General features: G+C 65.4%; 18 protein-coding genes and 1 tRNA gene. 10 read left to right on the top strand and 9 right to left on the bottom strand.

Translation table 11 applies throughout. The annotated features are described in order from the left end of the window. The gene (gene mprF, locus HMPREF2886_RS11110; RefSeq protein WP_039027281.1) at positions 1-2,646 is read right to left on the bottom strand and encodes a bifunctional lysylphosphatidylglycerol flippase/synthetase MprF; all 2,646 of its coding nucleotides are present in this window, start codon (positions 2,644-2,646) and stop codon (positions 1-3) included. 248 nt (positions 2,647-2,894) lie between these two features. Between mprF and HMPREF2886_RS11115 the strand changes: the two genes are divergently transcribed. Further along, positions 2,895-3,254: a PA0921 family PhoP regulated protein gene (locus HMPREF2886_RS11115; RefSeq protein ID WP_003104747.1), complete on the top strand. Its 360-nt coding sequence runs from the start codon at positions 2,895-2,897 to the stop codon at positions 3,252-3,254. Positions 3,255-3,268: 14 nt separating this feature from the next. Here HMPREF2886_RS11115 and HMPREF2886_RS11120 read toward each other — a convergent pair whose 3' ends face one another. Next, complete coding sequence (locus HMPREF2886_RS11120; protein WP_003109929.1) at positions 3,269-3,583, bottom strand: transcriptional regulator; 315 nt, start codon at positions 3,581-3,583, stop codon at positions 3,269-3,271. Between the two features lie 178 nt (positions 3,584-3,761). After that, a tRNA-Met gene (locus tag HMPREF2886_RS11125) sits at positions 3,762-3,838 on the bottom strand. 146 nt (positions 3,839-3,984) lie between these two features. Between HMPREF2886_RS11125 and dinB the strand changes: the two genes are divergently transcribed. Beyond that, on the top strand, positions 3,985-5,034 hold the full coding sequence (dinB, locus tag HMPREF2886_RS11130) for a DNA polymerase IV (protein WP_003086018.1): 1,050 nt from the start codon (positions 3,985-3,987) through the stop codon (positions 5,032-5,034). 6 nt (positions 5,035-5,040) lie between these two features. Here dinB and HMPREF2886_RS11135 read toward each other — a convergent pair whose 3' ends face one another. The 5 genes from HMPREF2886_RS11135 to gacS all read right to left on the bottom strand — a co-directional run bounded on the left by HMPREF2886_RS11135 (position 5,041) and on the right by gacS (position 11,787). Further along, on the bottom strand, positions 5,041-6,969 hold the full coding sequence (locus tag HMPREF2886_RS11135; protein ID WP_042164230.1) for a DUF3413 domain-containing protein: 1,929 nt from the start codon (positions 6,967-6,969) through the stop codon (positions 5,041-5,043). Between the two features lie 112 nt (positions 6,970-7,081). Further along, positions 7,082-7,489, bottom strand: coding sequence for an META domain-containing protein (locus HMPREF2886_RS11140; protein ID WP_015503409.1), 408 nt, complete (start codon positions 7,487-7,489; stop codon positions 7,082-7,084). 67 nt (positions 7,490-7,556) lie between these two features. Beyond that, positions 7,557-7,982, bottom strand: coding sequence for a hypothetical protein (locus HMPREF2886_RS11145; protein WP_033976571.1), 426 nt, complete (start codon positions 7,980-7,982; stop codon positions 7,557-7,559). A 35-nt stretch (positions 7,983-8,017) separates the two neighbouring features. Continuing rightward, positions 8,018-9,007, bottom strand: a complete 990-nt coding sequence (locus tag HMPREF2886_RS11150) for a 2-hydroxyacid dehydrogenase (protein ID WP_033976572.1) — start codon at positions 9,005-9,007, stop codon at positions 8,018-8,020. Between the two features lie 2 nt (positions 9,008-9,009). Further along, the gene (gacS, locus tag HMPREF2886_RS11155; protein WP_033971128.1) at positions 9,010-11,787 is read right to left on the bottom strand and encodes a two-component system sensor histidine kinase GacS; all 2,778 of its coding nucleotides are present in this window, start codon (positions 11,785-11,787) and stop codon (positions 9,010-9,012) included. Between the two features lie 185 nt (positions 11,788-11,972). On the opposite strand from gacS, the gene pirR reads away from it, so the two are divergent. The 7 genes from pirR to mazG all read left to right on the top strand — a co-directional run bounded on the left by pirR (position 11,973) and on the right by mazG (position 22,266). Continuing rightward, positions 11,973-12,692 (top strand): response regulator transcription factor PirR, encoded by a 720-nt coding sequence (gene pirR, locus HMPREF2886_RS11160; RefSeq protein WP_033971127.1) that lies wholly within the window; start codon positions 11,973-11,975, stop codon positions 12,690-12,692. Beyond that, positions 12,692-14,029 (top strand): sensor histidine kinase PirS, encoded by a 1,338-nt coding sequence (pirS, locus tag HMPREF2886_RS11165; RefSeq protein ID WP_083318546.1) that lies wholly within the window; start codon positions 12,692-12,694, stop codon positions 14,027-14,029. Before pirR ends, pirS begins: the two co-directional genes overlap by 1 nt. A gap of 235 nt (positions 14,030-14,264) precedes the next feature. Then, on the top strand, positions 14,265-16,493 hold the full coding sequence (gene pirA, locus HMPREF2886_RS11170; protein WP_042164238.1) for a TonB-dependent siderophore receptor PirA: 2,229 nt from the start codon (positions 14,265-14,267) through the stop codon (positions 16,491-16,493). 249 nt (positions 16,494-16,742) lie between these two features. Further along, complete coding sequence (cysM, locus tag HMPREF2886_RS11175; protein ID WP_003102419.1) at positions 16,743-17,642, top strand: cysteine synthase B; 900 nt, start codon at positions 16,743-16,745, stop codon at positions 17,640-17,642. Positions 17,643-17,650: 8 nt separating this feature from the next. After that, positions 17,651-19,003 carry a 23S rRNA (uracil(1939)-C(5))-methyltransferase RlmD gene (gene rlmD / locus HMPREF2886_RS11180; RefSeq protein WP_042164240.1) on the top strand — a complete coding sequence of 451 codons (1,353 nt, stop codon included), beginning with the start codon at positions 17,651-17,653 and terminating at the stop codon, positions 19,001-19,003. Positions 19,004-19,087: 84 nt separating this feature from the next. Then, positions 19,088-21,331, top strand: a complete 2,244-nt coding sequence (relA, locus tag HMPREF2886_RS11185; RefSeq protein ID WP_003086042.1) for a GTP diphosphokinase — start codon at positions 19,088-19,090, stop codon at positions 21,329-21,331. Between the two features lie 104 nt (positions 21,332-21,435). Beyond that, a complete protein-coding gene (gene mazG / locus HMPREF2886_RS11190; protein WP_033971122.1) occupies positions 21,436-22,266 on the top strand; it encodes a nucleoside triphosphate pyrophosphohydrolase in 831 nt (276 codons plus the stop codon). Positions 22,267-22,309: 43 nt separating this feature from the next. On the opposite strand, the gene lpxO2 is transcribed toward mazG, so the two are convergent. After that, positions 22,310-23,248 (bottom strand): lipid A hydroxylase LpxO2, encoded by a 939-nt coding sequence (gene lpxO2, locus HMPREF2886_RS11195; RefSeq protein ID WP_003140793.1) that lies wholly within the window; start codon positions 23,246-23,248, stop codon positions 22,310-22,312. A 232-nt stretch (positions 23,249-23,480) separates the two neighbouring features. On the opposite strand from lpxO2, the gene HMPREF2886_RS11200 reads away from it, so the two are divergent. Next, positions 23,481-24,020 carry a DUF2058 domain-containing protein gene (locus HMPREF2886_RS11200; RefSeq protein WP_033971121.1) on the top strand — a complete coding sequence of 180 codons (540 nt, stop codon included), beginning with the start codon at positions 23,481-23,483 and terminating at the stop codon, positions 24,018-24,020. The last annotated feature ends 125 nt before the right edge of the window (positions 24,021-24,145 follow it).

The following is a 24,145-nucleotide window of genomic DNA, read 5'->3' on the forward strand; positions in this document are numbered from 1 at the left end:
TCAGCGTTTCACCAATCCAGTCAGGCCGCCGGCGATCAGCGCGGCGGTATCGGCCAGGGCCACCAGCGGGTCGAGCCCGGCTGGCACGGCCAGGTAGCGGGGTTCCCAGTCGGGCTGGAACTTGTCCTTGAAGCGTCGCAGCCCCTGGAAATTGTAGAACTGTTCGCCCCGCCGGAAGACCAGCGCGCCCAGGCGCTGGGTCAACGGCGCGCCGCGCCTTGGCTGGAGCCCGGCCAGCGGCACCATGCCGAGGCTGAAGCGGGCGTGACCCTGGGCCTTGTAGTGGAGGATGAGGCCGAGCATGAGGAACTCCATGGTCAGCTTCGGCGCCTCCGGGTGCACGCGCATCAGGTCGAGGCTCGCCAGTTCGCGGCTGTCGGTTTCCAGCAGGTTGGCGAAGGCCACCGGCTTGCCCTGGTGACGGACGATGGCTATGCGGAAGAAGTTCAGGTACTCCGGGGTGAAGCGGCCCAGGGAGAAGCCTTTCTCGCGCACCTGCTTGCCGCCCAGCCAGGCGTCCGATATCGCCTTCAGCTCGTCCAGCGGAGCCTGGCCCGGTTCATGGAACTCCAAGGCGAGGCCGTCGCGCTGGCCGCGGTTCCAGGTGTAGCGCAGGTCTTTCATTTCCTTGCCCTTGTTCTCCAGGTCGAAGCGTAGCAGGTCGACTCGCGCTTCTTCGCCGAGCTTGAGGGCGGTCAGGCCGATGTCCATGTAGAACGGCAGGTTCTCGGCACGCACCTGGTAGAACACCGGGCGGGCATGGTGCAGGTCGCAGAGGTCGCGGAACTGCCAGATCAGTTCGGCGCGCTGCATGGCCGGGCCGATCGGGTCGTACAGGGCGATCATGCTGCGACCGCGGCGGGCGTACATGAGGAAAGCGTCATCGCTCTCATGGAAGAGCAGGGCCTTGTCGCCGGTCAGGGCCAGGCCTCCATCCGGCTGGTCCGAGTGGCGGATGATCCGCGCCGCGCGCTGCAGCTCTTCCGCGTCCGGCTCGCGGATCGCCGGCGGTACTGCGCGCAACAGCCAGCCAAGGGCCAGGGCCAGGAGCAGCAGGCAACTGCCGAGGGCGGCGCGCAGGGCGCGCGGGGCGTCGGCGTCCAGGGCGAACTGCCACCAGAGCTGGTTGCTGTAATGCACGTCCTGGTTGGCGAACAGCAGCAGCCAGACCGAGGCGCCGACCACGCAGATGCTGGCGCCTACGTAAAGCGGCGAGAAGGGTACTTCCATCAGCCGGCTGGGACGGTAGAAGGAGCGGCGGAACATGGCGAGCAGCGCGGCGGTCAGGCTCAGCAGGCTGGCTTCTTCCCAGTCGAAGCCTTTCAGCAGCGAAAGCAGGGCGCCCACCAGCAGCAGCACCAGGGTCAGGGCCCAGGCGGCCGACAGCCGTCGGCGCAAACCTTGCGCGAGCAGGAGGCAGAGCACGCCGATCAGGCTGGCGACCAGGTGCGAGGCATCGATCAGGCGATGTGGAATGAGGAAACCGAGGTGCTCCAGGCGGGTGTCGATCGCCGGTGTGGCGCCGGAAAACAGCAGCACGACACCGGAGAGGAAGACCAGGATCGCCAGGATCGGTGCGGCGAAACCCGAGGCGACGCGGATCGCCTGGCGCGTCACCCACAACCGGCGCGCTTCGAGGAACAGCAACAACAGGCAGGCCAGCAGCAGCGGCAGTACCACATAGATCAAGCGGTACAAGAGCAGGGCCGCGGCCAGCGGCGCGGCGCCGAGTTGGCCGGCGAACGCGGCCAGCAGCACCGCCTCGAACACCCCGACTCCGCCCGGTACGTGGCTGAGTACGCCGGCGGCCAGGGCGAGCAGGTAGACCAGCAGGAACGCCGCGAAGGGTGGGGTTTCCGGTAGCAACAGATAAAGAACGGTAGCGGCGGCGGCGACGTCGAGGGCGGTGATCAGCAGTTGCAGCAGCGATAGGCGCAGGCCCGGCAGGCGCAGGCTGCGGCGGCCGAGGCGGACCAGCAGGCTGTCGGGGGACGGCCGTTCTCCTGGCAGGCGGTGCCGGGCCAGGAACGCCACCAGGCCGACAGCCAGCAACAGGACGGCAATCGCGATGATGGCGACCAGGGCGCGGGGCAGGTGCAGCGCCGACGCCGCATCGTCGAGGTCGCAGAGTGCGGCGAGTGCCGCCAGCACCGGCAGTGCGCAGCCCAGGGAAAGGCTGGCAAATAGCGTCATCCGGGCAATTTCGGCAGCGCCGATGCCATGCCGGGAATACAGTCGGTAGCGTACGGAGCCGCCGGAAAGCAGCGACAGGCCTACCGCATTGCCGATGGCGAAGGCGCTGAAGCCGCCGGTGGCCAGGCTGCGCATGGGCAGCGTGATGCCGGCGAAGCGGCTGGCCGACCACTCGTAGCCGAGCAGGATGACGAAGCCGAGGGCGGTCGCGCCCAGGGCGCCGAGCAGCGCCGGCCTGGGCACCTCGGCGATGGCATCGTGGAGGGCGCCGGGGTCGATCTCCCGCAGCAGGTGGTAGCAGGCCACCAGCGCCAGGCCGAACAGCAGCAAGGTGAAGACCAGGCCGATGGGTTGGCGGTAGGCGGTAATCCGATCGATCAGCCGGATGCGTTGTGGGGACGCGGGAGAGCTGGGTGGAGCGGGATGTTCTGGAACGGGAGCGTCGGTGCGCATCAGCCACCTCATGGGAATTTGCGCGACAGAGTATGGCCTCTCGGGCGAGTTCCCAAGTGGTCGCAGCAGATTTTTTCTGTGCGGGGCGGCGTCCTGTCACAGGGAGAAGACCGCCGGGTTTTTCAGGAGTTGCGTCGGCGAAGTGGCCGAAGGCCATTTGCTGGTATTCGTTCAGCGATGGTTCAGCTTGCCGTGGGCATAGTGGCGGCTTGCACTGTCCGACCATTTCCGAGGGGGGAAGGGTGACGATGATCCAGGCGGGCATTCATGTCGGCGCCGGAGTCGTGCTGGGCGTGGCCGCTGGATGGTGGCTGGGGGATTGGGAGCAGTCGTTGCAGGTCAAGGACTCGGTGGCGCGGGTCGATTGCCTGTTGTACGGCGCCCTGCTGGTGGTGTTGCTCCGCCACGACGGTTGGTTGCGCCGCCTGGGCCTGCTGGGCCTGGGGCTGTTCTGCGGTTCCCTGCTGGTCTATTCGGTGAATCCGGCAAGCCTGTTCGCTGCGAAAGAGTCCTGGAGCCTTGCGCGGATCTCCATGCGGGCCTTCGGTCCGCTGGTGATGCTGGTCGTGGGGATGGCCTGCGCGCGCCTGGCACACGAGTTGCGCTGACGCAGGCGTTGCGCTCACGCCGGAGTCAGGTGACGCGATTCCTCGCGGTATTCCTTCAACCAGCGCAGCACTTCCACGGCCTCCCAGCGAGAGGGGTCGTAAAGCGCATAGATCTCGCCCTGGTAGCCGACCACATCGAGCGGCCGGTGGAAGCCGGCGCGCTGGAACAGCGCCTCGATCTCGGCGAAGCAGGTGTTGAAGTGCACGCGGGTGAACGGCGTCTTGCCGTCGGTGACCAGGCCGTCCATCTGCAGTTCGTCCACTGCCTGGCGGATGTCGTCGAGTCCCATCCGGTTCACGCTGCGCTTCAATTGTTCGACGTTCAGCATCTGTCTGTCCTTTCCGTATCCGTTACCGAGCATTCATCGAAGGCTGAGCTGGCTGTACGAATATACAGTTAAATGTGCGATGATGCGAGCGAACGGAGGGTGAGGCGATGCAGTGCAGCACGAGGGACGGAATGCAAAAAGCCCCGGCGCTATCGCTAGTGCCGGGGCTTTTCGAATGTGGTTGCGGGAGCTGGATTTGAACCAACGACCTTCGGGTTATGAGCCCGACGAGCTACCAGACTGCTCCATCCCGCGTCTGTGTGGGCGCATTCTACGGACTCTCGTCGGGCTGTCAATCGATTTTTCGAAAAAAGTGTTTTTTCTTCAAATGCTTAGCGCTTGCCCAATGCTAGAATTCAGCGCTCCGGGGCAGGCCCGGCGGGGCTTGTAGCGAGATTCCGGTGCGGAAAATCATCCATATAGACTGCGACTGTTTCTACGCCGCCCTCGAGATGCGCGATGACCCCAGCCTGCGCGGCAAGGCGCTGGCGGTTGGCGGTTCGCCGGACAAGCGCGGAGTGGTCGCCACTTGCAGCTACGAGGCGCGGGCCTATGGCGTGCGCTCGGCGATGGCCATGCGCACGGCGCTCAAGCTGTGTCCCGATCTGCTGGTGGTGCGCCCGCGTTTCGATGTCTACCGGGCGGTGTCGAAGCAGATCCATGCGATCTTCCGCGACTATACCGATCTGATCGAGCCGCTTTCGCTGGACGAGGCCTACCTGGATGTCAGCGCTTCGCCGCATTTCGCCGGTAGCGCCACGCGGATCGCCCAGGACATCCGCCGCCGGGTGGCCGAGGAACTGCACATCACCGTTTCGGCGGGCGTCGCGCCGAACAAGTTCCTGGCCAAGATCGCCAGCGACTGGCGCAAGCCGGACGGGCTGTTCGTGATTACCCCGGAGCAGGTCGACGGGTTCGTCGCCGAGTTGCCGGTGGCCAAGTTGCATGGCGTCGGCAAGGTCACGGCGGAGCGCCTGGCGCGGATGGGCATCCGCACCTGCGCCGACCTGCGCCAGGGCAGCAAGCTGAGCCTGGTGCGCGAGTTCGGCAGCTTCGGCGAACGCCTGTGGGGGCTGGCCCATGGTATCGACGAGCGACCGGTGGAAGTCGACAGCCGGCGCCAGTCGGTGAGCGTCGAATGTACCTTCGATCGCGACCTGCCGGACCTGGCGGCTTGCCTGGAGGAGCTGCCGACCCTGCTCGAGGAGTTGGACGGACGCCTGCAACGCCTGGATGGCAGTTATCGGCCGGACAAGCCGTTCGTGAAACTGAAGTTTCACGATTTCACCCAGACCACGGTGGAACAGTCCGGCGCCGGGCGTGACCTGGAGAGCTACCGGCAATTGCTCGGCCAGGCCTTTGCCCGTGGCAATCGTCCGGTGCGCCTTATCGGCGTCGGCGTGCGCCTGCTCGACCTGCAGGGCGCCCACGAACAACTCAGGCTGTTCTGATGCTCCTCATGGCGTCAACGAAGTCGCGAGGCTCCGCGGCGACGGCTCTTCCCCTACCGGCAAGGCGCTGAAGCGGCCGAGATCCTGCAGCAGTTCCAGGCGTGCTGCACGGAGTGGGCCGCGTATGGCTTCCTGTTGTTCCACGTCGAGCGGGCGGTCGTCGCCATCGCTCACCGGACCGTGGTGACGGTCCGCGCCACGCAGTGGGAAGCTCACCTTGAAGCCTTCGCCCAGGTAGGCGATGCGCGTGGTATCGGCGCTCACCGCATAGTCGCGATGGTAGTCCGCTGCGAGCAGGTCCTGTCCCAGCGAGTAGTCGCGGGGCGGATTGCGTACGCCCAGCAGCGGCAGGAGCGTTGCGGGCAGGTCGATGTGGCTGGTGATGCCGCGGACGGCACGGGGCGCCTGTCCGGGAATGCTCAGCACGGCGACGGTGCCGGTCTGGTAGCGATTGAACTCGGTATTGTGGCCCCAGCGCGAGCGTTCCATGAACTCTTCCCCGTGGTCGCCGAGCACCACTACCACGGTGTTTTCCAGCAGGTGCTGGTTTTCCAGGTGCTGCAGCAGGCGGCCGATCTGTGTATCGACTTCGCGCACGGCATTCAGGTAGCGGTTCTTGATCAGCGGCATCTGCGCCTGGAAATCGGTGGTCAGGTAGTTGAAGTTGACCAGATAGGGGCGGATTTTCGCGGTTTCGTCGCGGAAGCTGTAGTTGGCGTGGCTCGACTCGAGGAACAGGCAGGCGAAGAACGGCCGGTCGGGTAGTCGGCGATCGACGAAGCGCAGCAGGTCGTCGGTGTTCCGGGCGTCGCGCTGCCAGGCAGGCTCCGGGCTATCCAGCACGTGCAGGTCCTGGGAGCGCAGGTTGACGAACACGCTGCGGTCGAAGGGCGGATAGCTGAAACGTTGCGCGGCATTGATCCGGAACTGGTAGTTCTGCTGCCTGAGTACCTCCATGAGCACCGGCGGTTGGCTGGCCTTCAGCACGGCGTCCCAGTAGCCGCCGTGCAGCCCGTAGAACATGCCGAAGACGCCCATCTGGGTCAGGTTGCCGCTGCTGTAGTGGTTGTCCAGGCGGATCGCCCGGTTGGAGAAGTCCCACAGCCTGGGCATGTAGCGCGGATCGAGCATGTCCCCGCGGAGCGACTCGGCGACGATCCAGACGATGTTCAATGGGTGCGCCGGGGCGCTGATCTCCAGCGGCCGGAGCGGATAGTGCAGGTCGCTCTGCTGCTGGAGCAGCTCGCGCTGGGTGGGTGTCGGCTGGATACCCAGGCTCCTCGCCAGGCTGCGGACGGTCAATGGCAGGTACAGCGGATAGCGTTCGCTGGCCAGCAGGATCGGCCGGTAGTCGCGCAGGGAGCTGAACGCATAGGCCAGGCGTTCGCCCAGGGCCAGGCAGAGGACGGTCGCCAACAGGTAGCGCCAGGCGCGCCGAGGGAGCGCGGGAAGGCGTTCGCGGCTGACCTGGCAGGCGCTGTAGAGCAGCACCTGCAGACAGAGCAGGGCCAGTGCCGCCAGGCTTGCGCTGAGCAGGGTGCCGTCGCCGCTGCCGAGGCTGGAGAGGCCGCCGGGCGAGACCAGCAGGCCGATGCTGAAACCGTTGAGGTGGAATCCGTACAGGTCGTAGAGGGTGCGGTCGGCGTAGAGCAGTATCTGTACCGCCGCGCTGCCGACGATGGCCAGCACGCCTGCCAGCCACGGACCGAGGCGCACGGGAAGGCGATCATGGAAATGCAGGAGCAGTCGGCAGGCGAGGTACACCGGGACTATATAAAGGAAGGCGTAGCTCAGGCTGGCAGCGACGCTCCAGAGCGGCAGCCAGGCGTCGTCGAAGACGATCCCGTCCTGCAGGCGCAGCACCTGCCAGAGCACCACCAGCCACGACAACAGAAAGAAGCGGTTGAGTGTCTCGGTGCTGGGTGGGGCGAACATCAAGCGTCTCCGGGCGAGGATGCGGAAGCCTAGGGACGTGGTGGTCAAGCGGGAATGAAATGGATGTCAAAAAAATGTAAACGGGCGGCGCCGGGTAGCGCCGCTTCGGGCTTCAGTCGTGCTCGGGGACCAGGCGCAGCGGCTTGCCTTCGGCCGGCCACAGGCGCAGCTCGTCGGTCGGCGAAATGTCCCAGTGCTGGACGCTCTGCAGCAGGGCCAGGAAGCGCCGTTCCTGCTCCATGATCTCCGCGGCGCACAGGCGGCGGGTACTGCCGATGGCACCGAACTGAAGGAGGTCATCCTGCAGGGTGTAGCTGGCGAACCAGTGGTTGCAGCCGCCATTGCCGAAGGCGCGGCCCTGGCCGTCGAAGGTCAGGCTGATGTGGCTGTAGTCCATTGTCGGTTGTGCCCCGACCCAGTCGACCTGGTAGGCCTGCTCGGTTTCCAGGGTGGTCTCCTGGCTGGCGCAACCGCCCAGGACCAGGGCGGCGGAGGCGAAGAGGGCGAGAGAGGGTTTCATGGCGTTTCCTTTGCGCATTTCGTACGGGCGATAGTTCACAGACCGTCGGTCGGACGGAGCGTTCGCCCTACTGGCATTTCGGGCACAGGTGCTTGCCTTCGCGGCTGCTCCAGCCCAGTTCGTGAATGCGCTCTTCGGCGGCCGGCGCCAGGGCCTTGCGACCGAGACTGGCGTCCACGGCGAACTCGAAGTCGAGACGAGCCTGGCACTGGTCGCAGTCGACCTGCCAGGTATGGATCGCCAGTTCGCGGAATGCCGGGCCACGGGCGACAGCAAGCCACTGGCCGGGCGGGTTGATCAGGTGGCGGACCTTTTCCACGCTCAGGCGCATGCTCAGGGTCTTGCTGCCCTTGAGGCTGACCAGCAGCACGTCGTCGGCCTTGATCGAGCCGCCGGTGCCGGTGACCTGGTAGCGCCCCGGGGAGAGCGCACGGCATTCGTTGAGGGTGTATTGCGGGTTGAGCAGGGTGTAACGGAAATCGTGTTCAGCCATGGAGCCTCCAATCAGCCGCGCATGCTACCACGCCATCAGGCCCGGACCCGATTGCGCGGCGACCCGTCCTGCCAGGCGGCGATGTTGTCCAGGGTGGTGTCGGCGATCGCCGCCAGGGCTTCGCGGGTAAGGAAGGCCTGGTGGGCGGTCACCACCACGTTGGGGAAGCTCAGCAGGCGTGCCAGCACGTCATCCTGGAGGGGCTGGTCGGAGCGATCCTCGAAGAAGATATCCGCTTCCTCTTCATAGACATCCAGGCCGAGGTAGCCCAGTTGTCCGCTCTTCAGCGCCTCGATCAGCGCCGCGGCGTTCACCAGGGCGCCACGGCCGGTATTGATCAGCATCGCGCCGGGCTTCATCGTCGCCAGGCGCTGCGCGTCGATGAGGTGGCGGGTGTCGGCGGTCAGCGGGCAATGCAGGCTGACGATGTCGGCCTCGGCGAGCAGGGCGTCGAGCGCCAGGTAGCGGCCGCCGAGCGCCTGGATACGCGGATTGGGATAGGGATCGTAGGCCAGCAGCTCGCAGCCGAAGCCGGCCATGATGCGGGCGAAGGTCTCGCCGATCTGTCCGGTGCCGATCACTCCCACGCGTTTGCCGTGGAGGTCGAAGCCGGTCAGCCCATGCAGCGAGAAATCGCCCTCGCGGGTCCGGTTGTAGGCGCGGTGCAGGCGCCGGTTGAGCGTCAGGATCAGGCCGACCGCGTGCTCGGCGACAGCGTGCGGCGAATAGGCCGGGACGTGCACCACCGGCAGGCCGAGCGCTTCGGCGGCGGCCAGGTCGACGTGGTTGTAGCCGGCCGAGCGCAGGGCGACCAGGCGCGTGCCACCGGCGGCCAGGCGCTCCAGCACCGGCCGCGAGAGGTCGTCGTTGACGAAGGCGCAGACTACTTCGAAGCCCTGGGCGAGGACCGCCGTGTCCGCCTGCAGGTGGGCCTGCTGGAAGTGCAGTTCGAAGCCGTGCCGGTGGTTGCTGGCCTGGAAGCTCTCGCTGTCGTAGGCCTGGCTGCTGAAGAACAGGATGCGCATGGTCAGAGTTCGCTGGAGTCGAGGCTGGTGGAGGACAGGTGGGTGGTGGCCGAGGCAGTGTCGGCCAGGGCCTCGATGGCCTTGTCCAGCTCGTCCAGGGCCGCGGCCGCCGCCGGATCGTTCTGCTTGAGCAGGGTTTCGCTGGTCTGGCAGGCCGCGCGCAACTGGGGCACGCCACAGTAGCGGGTGGCGCCGTGCAGCCGGTGGACCCTCTCGAGCAAAGCGGTGCGGTCGTCGTTGTCGCGGGCCTGGCGAATCGCCTGGCGGTCCGCCGCCAGCGAGGCCAGCAGCATCGCCAGCATGTCGGCGGCGAGGTCGGCCTTGCCGGCGGCCAGGCGCAGCCCTTCCTCGGGGTCGAGCACGCTCAACTGGCCGAGCTGCGGCGCACGGCTCATGCTGGCCAGCGACTGGCCCAGGCTCAGTCCGGTCCACTTCAGCACTACCTGGGCCAATTGCTGTTCGTCGATCGGCTTGGTCAGGTAGTCGTCCATGCCGGCCTGCAGCAATGCGCGCTTCTCGTTGGAAAGCGCATGTGCGGTGAGCGCGATCACCGGCACCGGGCTGACTTCCCGCTCGGCCTCCCAGCGGCGGATCGCCTCGGTGGCCTGGCGGCCGTCCATGCCGGGCATCTGCACGTCCATGAAGACCAGGTCGAAGCGCTCGCGCTGCACTACCTCGAGGGCCGCGTAGCCGCTGTCCACCGCGGTGACCTGGGCGCCGAGGTCGCTGAGCAGGGTCTGCACCAGCAGCAGGTTGGCCGGGTTGTCGTCGACGCAGAGCAGCCGTGGCGGTCGTCCGGAAACCATGGCGTGGGGCTTGTCGCTGCGCGTCGGGCGAACTTGAAGCAACTCCTGCAGCTTGCGTTGCAGCTTGCGGGTGCAGGCGGGCTTGGCCTCGACCTGTTCGTCGGGCAGGGTCGCGTGGTATTGCGCCTGCTCGGTGGTCGGGCAGAGCACCAGGGTCTTGCAGCCGAGCCGTTCGAATTCCCAGAACGACTGGCTCAACTCTTCCGGCGGATGGATCGCGGCCGAGACGCCGAGCACCGCCAGGCTGATCGGCAACTGGCCGGGCGGCGGGTTGCGCAGGCTTTCCTGGAGGCTGTCGAGGTCGGCGAATTCGCTCACTTCCAGGCCGAAGTCGGTGAGCTGGTGGTGCAGCGAGCGGCGCGTCAGTTCCTGCGGTTCGAGCAGCGCCACGCGTTGGCCCGCGGCCCAGGAGGCGCCCGGCTCCTCGTTGTCGTCGCGACTTTTCGGCAGACTCAGGCTGATCCAGAACTCGGCGCCTTCCCCAGGCGTACTGTCGACGCCGATCTCGCCGCCCATCTGCTCGATCAGGCGCTTGGAGATCACCAGGCCCAGGCCGGTGCCACCGGCTTGCCGCGACAGTGAGTTGTCGGCCTGGCTGAAGGCCTTGAACAAGGCCTGCTGGTCCTCCTCGGAGAGGCCGATACCGGTGTCCTGTACGCTGATCCGCAGTTGCGCGCGGTCGTCGCTTTCGTCCTCCAGCATGGCGCGTACGGCGACGGTGCCGCCCTGGGTGAACTTGATGGCGTTGCCGACCAGGTTGGTGAGGATCTGCTTCAGCCGCTGCGGGTCGCCCTGCAATTGGGTCGGGGTATCCCGGTAGACCAGGCTGACCAGTTCCAGTTGCTTCTCGTGGGCGGCCGGAGCCAGCATGGTCAGGGCGTCCTGGATCAGGTCGCGGAGATTGAAGGGGAGGTTTTCCAGAACCAGCTTGCCGGCCTCGATCTTCGAGAAGTCGAGGATCTCGTTGATGATCCCCAGCAGGCTTTCCGCCGATTTCTGGATGGTCGTGAGGTAGTCCTGCTGGCGCGGGCTGAGCTCGCTCTTCTGCAGCAGGTTGGTGAAACCGAGGATGCCGTTGAGCGGGGTGCGGATCTCGTGGCTCATGTTGGCGAGGAACTCGGACTTGATCCTGCTCGCCTCCAGGGCCTCCTTGCGCGCCAGGTCCAGCTCGATGTTCTGGATCTCGATGGTTTCCAGGTTCTGGCGCACGTCCTCGGTGGCCTGGTCGATGTTGTGCTGCATTTCCTCCTGGGCGCTCTGCAGCGTTTCCGCCATGCGGTTGATGCCGGAGGCCAGTTCGTCCAGTTCGTTGCTGCCCATCGGTGGCAGGCGGGTTTCCATGCGGCCTTCCTTGAGCTGGGCGACGCCCTGGCTGATCAGCTCCAGCGGTGCGTTGATCGCGCGGCTCATGCGCAGGGCGAGGAGGGCGGTGACGCCGAGGCCGGCGGCGATCAGCAAGAGGCTGGTGAACAGGCTGCGATATCCGCGCAGCAGGGTCCCGTGGTGCGACAGTTCCAGTTCGACCCAGCCGAGTACGCGCTCGTCGTCAGGCTCGGTGGCGCCGGACAGGCTGTGGTGGCGGCCAAGAACCGGTAGCAGGAAGTGCGTGGTGTCCAGTTCGGTGGACATGCTCAGATGGCTGGCGTCGCCGGCCGGGGCGACGGTGAGCATGCTTGGCCCGGCATGGGCGAGGCGTTCCTGGCGGGCGTCGAGGAAGGTCACCGCGCGCACGTCCGGTTGGTCCAGCGCCTCGTTGGCAATGCGGTTGAGCACGGCGGTATCCTTTCGCGCCAGTGCGGTGGCGGCCAGCGGTGCCAGTTGTTCGGCGATCAGTTGCCCGCGCTCGATCAACTGGGCACGCATGTCGGACAGCTGGACCCAGGTGAAGTAACCGCCAAGCACCATCGCCAGCAGGCTGGTGGGGAGCAGGGTGAGCAGCAGTACGCGCCCCTTGATGCCGAGATCCTTGAACACACGTCTCTCCGTCGAGCCAGATCGGGATGGCCGACGCTCCCCGGCCATACGTTTATCCCGCGCAGTTTAGCGGGTCGCGGAAGGGGAATCTGCACCGATGTGCGCAGCCCGGCGGATTCGGCTTGCGGCGAAGCGGAAAGATCGTGAATACTGGCACGATTGCTAATCAATCTTATTTGGCTGCCATGCTTCCATCCCTGACGCCCGACCCCCGACTGCTGGCCATCGAGGACGATCCGACACTGGGCGCACATCTGTTCCAGCACCTCAATGGCAGCGGTTTCGAGGTGACCTGGTGCCGAGACGGGGAAGAGGGGTTGGCGGCTGCGCGCAGCGGCGCCTATGACCTGATCCTGATGGACATCATGCTGCCAGGGCGCGATGGCCTCGATATTCTTCGCCAACTCCGCCAGGAGCAGGCGCTGCCGGTGATCCTCATGTCGGCCCTGGGCGCCGAGCAGGACCGCATCGCCGGGTTCAGCCAGGGCGCCGACGATTATCTGCCGAAGCCTTTCAGCCTGGCCGAGCTGCGGGTACGCATCGATGCCATCCTGCGCCGGATCGCCCTGGAGCGGGGGCTCGCGCCGAGCCGTTGCGCCGGACCGCCGGCGCGGCCCTCGTTGCAGTTTTCCGCCGATGTCTGCGATGTCAGCCTTGGCGAGCGGTTCGCCGGCCTGACGCCGACCGAGTACCGCCTGCTGGAAACCTTCCTCGCCGCGGAAGGCGAGACCCTGACCAAGGCCTTCCTTTACCAGCATGTCCTGCACCGTGGTCATACCCAGCATGATCGCAGCCTGGACATGCACGTCAGTCACCTGCGGCGCAAGCTGCAACGCCTCGGTTACGCCGGTCACCAGTTGCATACCGTCTGGGGCAAGGGCTACGTCCTGACACCGGCGCCATGATGCCCAACCGCCATTCGCTGTTCTGGCGCCTGGCCCTCGTGCTGGTGGCGTTCTTCCTGCTGTCGGTATGGCTGTCCTGGACCTGGGGACGCAGTGCCGAACTGAAGGGTTACTACCTGTCCGCCGAAGCCCGCTCCACCTTGGAGGATTATGCGCGGCGAGCCGAGCGTGCCTGGCTCGACGATGGCCGCGAGGGCATCGACCGTTGGCTGGCCGAGCCGCGCCAGCAGGCGCTGGACTGGGTGGTCGTGCTCGACGGGCGGCTGCAATCGCTGGGCAGTCGTCCGCTCTCCACGGAGGAAGCCGAGCGCCTGACTTTCCTGCGGGGCGTCGATTGGCCGATGAGTTCCCGCTCGCTGTCGCGGCCGTTCATCAGCCTGCGCTTCCCCGAACATCCGGAGCAAGGCCGGGTGGTCCTGCGTCTTCCCGCCGAGTTCGTCCCTCCCGGCTTGTCGCCGGCCAAGCGCCTGGTCACCCACGGCCTGGTGCCGGCCGGGCTGGCCCTGCTGCTGGGAGTGTTGCTGTATCGGCGCTGGATAGTGCCGCTGGGACGCCTGCGAGCGCAGGCCAATGCCCTGCGCGGCAACGACTTGACGGCGCGTACGCAGGCAGAGATCAGCCGGCGCAGCGACGAGTTGGGCGATCTGGGGCGGGCGTTCGACCATATGGCCGAGCGACTCGACGAGCACATGGTGTTGCAGCGCCAACTGCTCCGCGATCTCTCCCACGAGCTGCGCACGCCGCTGGCGCGCCTGCAGGTGGCGGCAGAGGGCACGCTGTCCGCGCAGCTCCTGCGCGAGCGCCTGGAGCAGGAGGTACAGGGTATGCAGCAACTGGTGGACAACACCCTGGAGCTGGCCTGGATGGACGCCGAACGCCCGGTATTGGCGCTGGAGGACATTTCCATCCCGGCGTTATGGGACCTGCTGGTGGAGAACGCACGCTTCGAAAGCGGCTGGGCCGTCGAGCGGTTCCGCAGCGATCTGTCCGAGGATTGTGTCGTGCGTGGCAACCTCAATGCACTCGCCCAGGCTCTGGAGAACCTGCTGCGCAACGCCATCCGGCATTCGCCGGAGGGCGGCGTGATCCGCCTGCATGGTCGGCGCGAAGGAAGCTGCTGGTGGCTTTGCCTGGAAGACCAGGGCGAGGGTGTGGCAGGGCACCAGTTGGAGACCATCTTCCGCCCGTTCACCCGACTGTCTTCGGCACGTACCGGCAAGGGCTTCGGCCTGGGACTGAGCATTGCCCGTCGCGCCGTGGTGCTCCAGGGCGGCCGCCTATGGGCGGAAGCCGCCGATCCGGGGCTGCGCCTGTGCCTGGTGCTGCCTTCTGCCTAGCGAGGCCCGGGTGCCTTTACATTTTGCCTGGATGTAAATGATCTTTACTCTCTTTTGTGAATGATTATCATCCGTGCCGATCTCCTCGGCCGGCCTTGTTCCGGGTCTGCGCCCTGTCCTGCCCGTGCCGAGACGTCACCCGCGCAACGCCGGCGACCCAGGCTTCAGAAAAAACGTCAACGTATCCCTCGTGGCTCGCCTGCTACCCGTTTTCCCTCGACAGGAGTAGTCACGCATGTACCCCCAATTCCGTCGCGGCCATCTCGCCGCTGCCGTCCTTTTCGCTTCATCGAGCCTGCTGGGCGGGCAGGCCCTGGCCGAGGACGAGCGCCTGGAAGAACTGGACGAACGTGCCGAATCGGTGGTCCAGCTGGGTGACGAGGTGGTGCTGGGCACCGCCGAACAGGAGCTCAAGCAGGCACCGGGGGTATCCATCATCACCGCCGAGGACATCAGGAAGCGCCCGCCGGTGAACGATCTCTCCGAGATCATCCGCACCATGCCCGGGGTCAACCTCACCGGCAACAGTTCCAGCGGCCAGCGCGGCAACAACCGGCAGATCGACATCCGCGGCATGGGGCCGGAGAACACCCTGATCCTGGTCGACGGCAAGCCGGTCAGCTCGCGCAACTCGGTGCGCTACGGCTGGCGCGGCGAACGCGACACCCGCGGCGACAGCAACTGGGTACCGCCGGAGGAGGTCGAGCGCATCGAGGTCCTTCGTGGGCCCGCGGCGGCACGCTACGGTTCCGGTGCGGCGGGCGGGGTAGTCAACATCATCACCAAGCGCCCGACCGATCGTTTGCGTGGCTCCATGACGGTGTTCACCAACATTCCGGAAAGCTCCAAGGATGGCGCCACGCGCCGCGCCAACTTCAGCCTCAGCGGGCCGCTGACCGAAGCCTTGAGCTTCCGCGCGTACGGCAGTGCGAACAAGACCGATTCGGACGATACCGACATCAACCTCGGACACACCGTCAACCCGAGCCGTACCGTGGCCGGACGCGAAGGGGTACGCAATCGCGATCTCAGCGGGATGCTGTCGTGGCAGGTGACCCCCGACCAGGTCGTCGATTTCGAAGCGGGCTTCAGCCGACAGGGCAACATCTATGCCGGCGATACCCAGAACAACAACGGCACCGCCAATACCCAGGGACTCGCCGACGACGGTGCGGAGACCAACCGCATGTATCGCGAGAACTACGCCATCACCCACAACGGGACCTGGGCGTTCGGTACTTCCAGGTTCGTCGCCCAGTACGACTCCACCCGCAACAACCGTCTCGAGGAGGGGCTGGCCGGTTCCGTCGAGGGGCAGATCGGCGCCGACCGTTCGTTCAGCACCAGCAAGCTGGAGAACTATCGCCTCAGCGGCGAACTCAACCTTCCGTTGCATGCCTTGTTCGAGCAGGTGCTGACGGTGGGCGCGGAGTGGAACAAGGAAACCCTCAACGACCCGTCCTCGCTCAAGCAGGGCTTCGTGGGTAGCGATAGCTTGCCGGGGACCCCCGCGGCCGGCTCGCGAAGCCCGAAAAGCAAGGCGGAGATCCGCGCGCTGTACGTGGAGGACAATATCGAACTGCGTCCCGGCACCATGCTCACCCCCGGGCTGCGCCTGGACGATCACAGCGACTTCGGCCTGAACTGGAGCCCGAGCCTGAACGCTTCCCAGGCGCTCGGCGAATACTTCACGGTCAAGGCCGGTATCGCACGGGCCTTCAAGGCGCCCAACCTGTACCAGAGCAACCCGAACTACCTGCTCTATACCCGTGGCAACGGCTGCCCGATCCAGACCAGCAGCGGCGGCTGCTACCTGGTCGGCAACGAGAACCTGGACGCCGAGACCAGTGTCAACAAGGAACTGGGCATCGAGTTCCGGCGCGATGGCTGGGTCGCCGGGCTCACCTACTTCCGCAACGACTACAAGAACAAGATCGTCGCGCCGCTGGATGTCATGGGGCAGACCGGGACCGGTAACAACATCCTGCAATGGAGCAACGCGAAGAAGGCGGTGGTCGAGGGCCTGGAAGGCAACCTGCTGGTCCCCCTGCACGAGGACCTGAGCTGGAGTACCAACCTGACCTATATGCTGCAATCCAAGGACAAGGACACCGGCAACCCGCTTTCGGTGATCCCCGAGTACACCCTGAACTCGACCCTGGACTGGCAGGCCAGCGAGCGTCTTTCCACCCAGTTGACCAGCACCATCTATGGCCGCCAGGAACCGCCGAAGCATGGCACCAGCCGCAACACGCCGGTGGTCTCGCGAAAAGAGGTGGGTACCTATGGCATCTGGGGCGTCAGCGCCGGCTACACCTTCAGCGAGAACCTGAGTGTACGGGGCGGGGTAAGCAACCTCTTCGACAAGCGCCTGTACCGCCAGGGCAACTCCTTCGACGCCGGGGCGGCGACCTATAACGAGCCGGGTCGCGCCTACTACGTTTCGATGACCACCTCGTTCTGATCGCCGCGCCCGACGCGCTTTCACCGACAGGCGCAACGCCTGTCGGACCTTTCTTTGGCGTTGGTCAGGCTTCGGCTGTCCAACGCCAGGTTTTCTCTTCGGACGCCTCTGGTCATCGCATCGCATGCCGTTTCGGGCGGTCTTTCGGCTGAATCGGCATGCATGACCGGATATTGCGGTGCTAGGGTCCGGCCCCAGTTTCCCGGTATCATGCTCAGCCTTTACCGTCAGTGCCGAACGAGTGCCTCCATGACCGTGCAGTACCCGACTATCGCCGACTGCGTTGGCAATACCCCTCTGGTGCGTCTGCAGCGCCTTCCCGGGGAAACCTCCAATACCCTGCTGGTGAAGCTCGAAGGCAACAACCCGGCGGGATCGGTGAAGGACCGCCCGGCCCTGTCGATGATCACCCGTGCCGAACTGCGCGGCGACATCCGTCCCGGCGATACGCTGATCGAGGCTACTTCCGGCAATACCGGCATCGCCCTGGCCATGGCGGCGGCGATCAAGGGCTACAAGATGATCCTGATCATGCCGGACAACTCCACGGCCGAGCGCAAGGCGGCGATGACCGCCTATGGTGCCGAGCTCATTCTGGTGAGCAAGGAAGAGGGCATGGAGGGCGCGCGCGATCTGGCCGACAAGCTGCAGCGCGAAGGCCGCGGCAAGGTTCTCGACCAGTTCGCCAATGGCGACAACCCGGAAGCCCATTACCACAGCACCGGCCCGGAAATCTGGCAGCAGACCGGCGGCAGCATCACCCATTTCGTCAGTTCCATGGGCACCACCGGGACCATCATGGGCGTATCGCGCTACCTCAAGGAGCAGAACCCGGCGGTGCAGATCGTCGGCCTGCAACCCATGGAGGGCTCGGCCATCCCGGGAATCCGACGCTGGCCGCAGGAATACCTGCCGAAGATCTATGACGCCAGTCGCGTCGACCGGGTCGTCGACATGCACCAGGACGAAGCCGAGGACATCATGCGCCGGCTGGCCCGCGAGGAAGGCATCTTCTGCGGGGTGTCCTCCGGCGGAGCGGTGGCGGCGATGCTGCGCCTGTCCCGCGAACTGGAGAATGCCGTGCTGGTGGCGATCATCTGCGACCGCGGCGACCGCTACCTGTCTTCCGGCGTCTATGACCCGCGCTGAGCATATCCATGGCCAGAAATAAGGGCGGGCTGCGCTTCCAGCCCAGCGGTGGTGCGCGTGGCCCCGCGATACCGGTAGGCAAGAAACAGCGCCTGACCATCGAGCGCCTGGCCCATGACGGCCGAGGTATCGCCCACGAGGCGGGGATGACCTGGTTCGTCAGCGGCGGGCTGCCTGGCGAGGAACTTGAGGCCCGGGTGCTGGGCGCGCGAAGCAAGGTGGTCGACGCGCGCAGCGAGCGCCTGTTCAGCAGTAGCGACCTGCGTCGCCGCGAGCCCTGCACTGTAGCGGGTCGCTGCGGCGGCTGCACCCTGCAGCACCTGGAACACGGCGAGCAGTTGGCGCTGAAGCAGCGTACCTTGCAGGAGCAGTTGCAGCGTTTCGCCGGGATCGAGCCGGAAGAATGGGCCGCCCCCCTGGTCGGGCCCGAATTCGGCTATCGGCGCCGCGCCCGGATCGCCGTGCGCTGGGATGCCAGGGCGCGGCGTCTGGATGTCGGCTTCCGTGCCTCGGCCAGCCAGGAGATCGTCGCCTTCGATGAGTGCCTGGTCCTGGTGCCGCCTTTGCAAACGATTGCCCGTGCCCTGCCTGCTCTTCTGCAGGACTTCCGCAAGCCGGAAAGCATCGGCCACGTGGAACTCTTCCATGGCACGGCCAGTGCATTGCTGTTGCGGCATACGACTGCCCTGGCCGACGAGGATCGCCAGCGCCTGGCCGCTTTCTGTTCCGCACACCAGGCCCAGCTCTGGCTGCAAGGCGCGGGAGAGCCCTTGCCGGTGGAGCCGGCCGCCGAACTGGGCTACTCCTTGGGCGACTGGCAACTGACTCTGGCGTACCGACCCGGAGACTTCGTCCAGGTCAATGCGCCGGTGAACGAGTCGATGATCCGCCAGGCCCTTGACTGGCTGGCACCGACCGCCGACGAGCGGGTCCTCGACCTGTTCTGCGGGCTGGGCAATTTCTCCCTGCCGCTGGCGCGCCGGGTGGCGCGGGTAGTCGGGGTGGAGGGCGTGGCGGCGATGGTCGAGCGGGCAAGCGCCAACGCGCTGGCCAATGGCCTTGGCAACGCGCACTTTTTCCAGGCCGACCTGTCCAAAGCGCTTGCCGAAGCGTCCTGGGCGGAGCAAGGTTTTACCGCTGTGCTGCTCGATCCGCCGCGCGACGGCGCGTTCGAGGCGGTACGCGAAATGAGTTCTCTGGGTGCCCGGAGGGTAGTCTATGTATCCTGCAATCCGGCGACCCTGGCGCGCGATGCTGGCGAAATGGCCAGGCAGGGCTATCGTCTGAAGCGCGCCGGAATCCTCGATATGTTTCCGCAGACCGCACATGTCGAGGCCATGGCTTTGTTCGAGGCAGGCTAGGATGCCTGCGTAATCCGACCAGCCCGTTCGAAGGCTGGCGCAGTCATCGGTGGGCTACGCGCACCGTGGTAAAGGGTAGGCAAGATGGTACAGGTGAGAGCGCACCAGCCGGTCAACACCGACGGCAGTATCAACCTCGAGGCCTGGCTGGACCACGTCCAGAACCTCGTCCCCGGGCTCGATCGTCAGGGCTTGCTGGAGGCTTGCGAGTTCGCTCGCGAATCCGAGCAGCGAGCGATCGCCGCACAGAACTCCTGGGCAGAAGGCACGTCCAGCTTCCAGACCGGACTGGAAATCGCCGAGATCCTCGCGGACCTCAAGCTGGATCAGGAGTCCCTGGTCGCCGCGGTCATCTATCGAGGCGTGCGGGAAGGCAAGATCACCCTGGAAGCGGTCAACAAGCATTTCGGACCGGTGGTGGCCAAGCTGATCGAGGGCGTGCTGCGCATGGCCGCGATCAGCGCCAGCCTCAATCCGCGCCATTCCATGGTGCTGGGTACCCAGGCGCAGGTGGAGAACCTGCGCAAGATGCTGGTGGCGATGGTCGACGACGTGCGCGTCGCCCTGATCAAGCTGGCCGAGCGCACCTGCGCCATTCGCGCGGTGAAGAACGCCGACGAGGAAAAGCGCCACCGCGTCGCCCGGGAAGTCTTCGATATCTACGCGCCGCTGGCCCACCGCCTGGGCATCGGGCATATCAAGTGGGAGCTGGAGGACCTGTCCTTCCGCTACCTCGAGCCCGACCAGTACAAGCAGATCGCCAAACTGCTGCATGAGCGCCGGCTGGATCGCGAGCAGTACATCGCCAACGTGATGAGCCAGTTGAAGGAAGCTCTCGCGGCCACCGGCGTACAGGCCGATCTCAGCGGGCGGGCGAAACACATCTATTCGATCTGGCGCAAGATGCAGCGCAAGGGCCTGGACTTCAGCCAGATCTACGACGTTCGCGCCGTGCGCGTGCTCGTTCCGGAGATGCGCGACTGCTACACCGCGCTGGGCATCGTGCATACCCTCTGGCGGCACATTCCCAAGGAATTCGACGACTACATCGCCAACCCCAAGGAAAACGGCTATCGCTCGCTGCATACCGCAGTGATCGGTCCCGAGGGCAAGGTGCTGGAAGTACAGATCCGTACCCACTCCATGCACGAAGAGGCGGAGCTCGGGGTCTGCGCGCACTGGCGCTACAAGGGGACCGACGTCAAGGCCAGCTCCAACCATTACGAGGAAAAGATCTCCTGGCTGCGCCAGGTGCTCGAATGGCACGAGGAACTGGGCGACATCGGTGGCCTGGCGGAGCAACTGCGGGTCGATATCGAGCCGGACAGGGTCTACGTCTTCACTCCCGACGGCCATGCCATCGACCTGCCCAAGGGCGCGACCCCGCTGGATTTCGCCTATCGGGTCCACACTGAAGTCGGGCACAACTGCCGTGGGGCGAAGATCAACGGACGCATCGTGCCGCTGAACTACAGCCTGCAGACCGGCGAGCAGGTCGAGATCATCACCGGCAAGCACAGCGGTCCGAGCCGCGACTGGCTGAACAGCAACCTGGGCTACGTCACCACCTCTCGGGCGCGGGCGAAGATCGTCCACTGGTTCAAGCTGCAGGCGCGGGACCAGAACGTCGCTGCCGGCAAGGCCCTGATCGAACGCGAGCTGTCGCGCCTGGCGCTGCCGCCGGTGGATTTCGACCGGCTGGCGGAGAAGGCCAACGTGCGTACCGCCGAGGATATGTTCGCCGCTCTCGGCGCCGGCGACCTGCGCCTGGCACACCTGGTCAACTATGCCCAGCAACTGGTCGAGCCGGACCGCGACAGCGAGCAACTCGAACTGATCCCGCGCAAGCCGAGCAAGATCGGCCACGGCAAGCGCGGCGACGTGCAGATCCAGGGTGTCGGCAACCTCCTGACGCAGATGGCCGGCTGCTGCCAGCCGCTGCCGGGAGATCCCATCGTCGGCTACATCACGCTGGGCCGTGGGGTCACCATCCACCGCCAGGATTGCGCCACCGCGCTGCAACTGGCGGGACGCGAACCGGAGCGGATGATCCAGGTCAGCTGGGGGCCGGAACCGGTTCGCACCTATCCGGTGGATATCGCGATCCGTGCCTATGATCGTTCTGGCCTGTTGCGCGATGTGTCCCAGGTGCTGCTCAACGAACGGATCAACGTTCTGGCGGTGAATACCCGTTCGAACAAGGAAGACAACACCGCGACCATGCAACTGACCATCGAGATTCCCGGTCTGGACGCTCTTGGACGCCTGCTGGCGCGCGTTTCGCAACTGCCCAACATCATCGAGGCGCGGCGCAACCGTACGCCTTGAGGCAAGGTGAAAACAGGCCACGGGCGCTTGCGGGCTGCCCGTGGCCTTTTCGTTTCCGGAAAGGGCAGAATGCCCGGACCGTTCACTGATGACCCGAGATACCCATGTACCGACTCGACGACCTGCTCCACCTCATGGCGCGCCTGCGCGATCCCGAATTCGGCTGCCCCTGGGATCTCCAGCAGAGCTACGCGACCATCGTCCCGCACACCCTGGAAGAAGCCTACGAAGTAGCGGACGCCATAGAGCAGGGGGATTTCCCGCAATTGCGCGAGGAACTGGGCGACCTGCTGTTCCAGGTGGTTTATTACAGCCAGTTGGCTCGCGAAGAGGATCGCTTCGCTTTCGACGAGGTGGTGGACGGCATCACCCGCAAACTGATCCGTCGACACCCCCACGTATTCCTCGATGGCGATCTCTATGGCAAGCCCGATGCGGCGAAGCTCGCCGAAGCGGCGGTCAAGCAGCGCTGGGAAGAACTGAAGGCCGAGGAGCGTGCCGCCAAGGCCAAGGAGCCGCAGCAGTTGTCGCTGCTGGATGACGTTCCTGTCGCCCTGCCGGCGTTGTCACGGGCGGCGAAGCTGCAGAAGCGCGCGGCGCAGGTCGGCTTCGACTGGCCGGAAGCGCTGCCGGTGGTGGACAAGGTTCGCGAGGAGCTGGACGAAGTCCTCGAGGCGATGGCAGAGGGTGACGAAGGCGCTGTGGGCGAGGAGGTTGGCGACCTGCTGTTCGTCGTGGTCAACCTGGCCCGGCATCTCAAGGTCGATCCGGAGGCTGCTCTGCGCCAGGCCAACGGCAAGTTCGAGCGGCGATTCCGATTCATCGAGCGGAGCCTGCGCGAAGCCGGGCGGAAAGCCGAAGAATGTTCGCTGGAGGAACTGGACAGCCTCTGGGGCGAGGCTAAGAAAGCGGAGAGGAGGGCGCCCGGCTGTTGATGGGGAAAATTACCGTGGCAGCCGGGCTGCCACGGCATCTGAATCAGCCGAAGATCCAACGATAGAGGATGACCAGCAGGATCACCGCCAGCACCGGGCGGAGGACTCGGTAGGCCTTCGGGTAGGCGCGTTTGAAGCGCTTCACCTGGGCGCCGATGGCATTGCCGCCGCGAATGGCGACCGAGTAGGCCTGGTTGATGCTGCCGACGCGTTCGCCTTCGACGTTCTGCGGTGCGGTCGCACGCCCGAGAATGCCGCTGATCCAGCGATTGAGGCGGGTCAGCAGGCGGGAACGGAGCGGCCGCTCGATATCGCAGAAGAGAATCACCCGGGTCTGCTCGGTCTCGTTCTTCACCCAGTGGACGAAGGTTTCGTCGAACATCACGTCTTCGCCATCACGCCACGCGTAGGGCTGGCCGTCGACGTAGATGCGGCAGTTGTCCGAATTCGGCGTGGACAGGCCGAGGTGATAGCGCAGCGAGCCGCCGAAGGGGTCGCGGTGCGGATTCAGGTGGCTGCCGCCGGGAAGCAGGGTGAACATCGCGCCCTTGACGTTGGGGATACGGCTCACCAGCTCTACGGTCTTCGGGCAGAGCTGCTGGGCGGAGGGCAGCGGGCCGTCGTACCAGGTCAGGTAGAAGCGCTTCCAGCCTTTCTTGAAGAACGAGCCGAAGCCGGCTTCGTTGTTGTTCAGGGCAGCCCGGATATAACCCTCGTCGAACAGATTGAGGGCTTCTTCGCGGATGGTTTGCCAATTGTTCTTCAGTTCGTCCAGCTCCGGAAAACGGCTGCGATCCAGATAGGGCTTCGAGGGGACACTGGAGAACAGGTACATCAGCGAGTTGTAGGGGGCGAACCAGGCGGAGTGGTTGACCAGTTGACGCAGGAAGGGCAAGCGTGCGCGCCCACGGAAATGGACAAACAGGACGCTGGCGACGAACAGGCCTACCAGAGTGACTTTTACCAGGAGAGAAACGCTCATGCCTTGCTTTCCATGCCTTCGATATCAGGGGCCGGGAGGAGTGCCTGCGGGTGCTCGGGACGGTAGGGAGGGGTCTCCAGGGCATGCGTGGCAGTTTGCGAGCCGCCGAGACTTGCGTTGAGGCGGCTGAGGCTGGAGGATTATACCCCCTGCGAGGGCCGGCTGAACCCCAGTCGGCTGGAAGATTATGCCGCACCCCACCGGGCGTGCCACGCGAGCGAGTCGTTGACGAATGAGCATGTCATTGCGTGACCAGTTGCTGAAAGCCGGCTTGGTCAATGAGAAACAGGCCAAGCAGGCCAGCAAGCAGAAACAGAAACAGCAGCGCCTGGAGCACAAGAACCAGGTCGAAAAGGACGACTCCCAGCGCCAGGCGGCGGAGCAGGCCAAGGCGGAAAAGCTGGCGCGCGACCAGGAATTGAACCGCCAGCAGCAGGAAAAAGCCGAGAAGAAGGCCAAGGCGGCGCAGATCAAGCAACTGATCGAAGGGACGCGCCTGCCCAAGCTGGAAAGCGACGATTACTACAACTTCGTCGACGCCAAGAAGGTGAAGCGGATCGCGGTCAACGACCTGATCCGTGACAAGCTGAGCCGAGGCAGCCTGGCTATCGTCAGCTATGACGGGCGCTACGAGATCGTGCCCCGGGATGCGGCGGTGAAGATCCAGGAGCGCGATCCGCGGCGGGTGGTGCTGCTCAACGTACAGAGCCAGGAGCCGGACGAAGACGATCCCTACAAGGACTATGTGGTGCCCGACGATCTCATGTGGTGAGGTCCGCATCCGGATCGTCGCTTGACCGGAACGGATGCCGGTCAACTACCAACTCTGGAATGCGAAGCAGTTCTAAAATAACTACCGATGATTTCGTTTCGATAGCATAATGCCTTTCCTCAGAA

The sequence above is a fragment of the Pseudomonas sp. HMSC066A08 genome (assembly GCF_001813025.1).
Lineage (GTDB): Bacteria > Pseudomonadota > Gammaproteobacteria > Pseudomonadales > Pseudomonadaceae > Pseudomonas > Pseudomonas aeruginosa.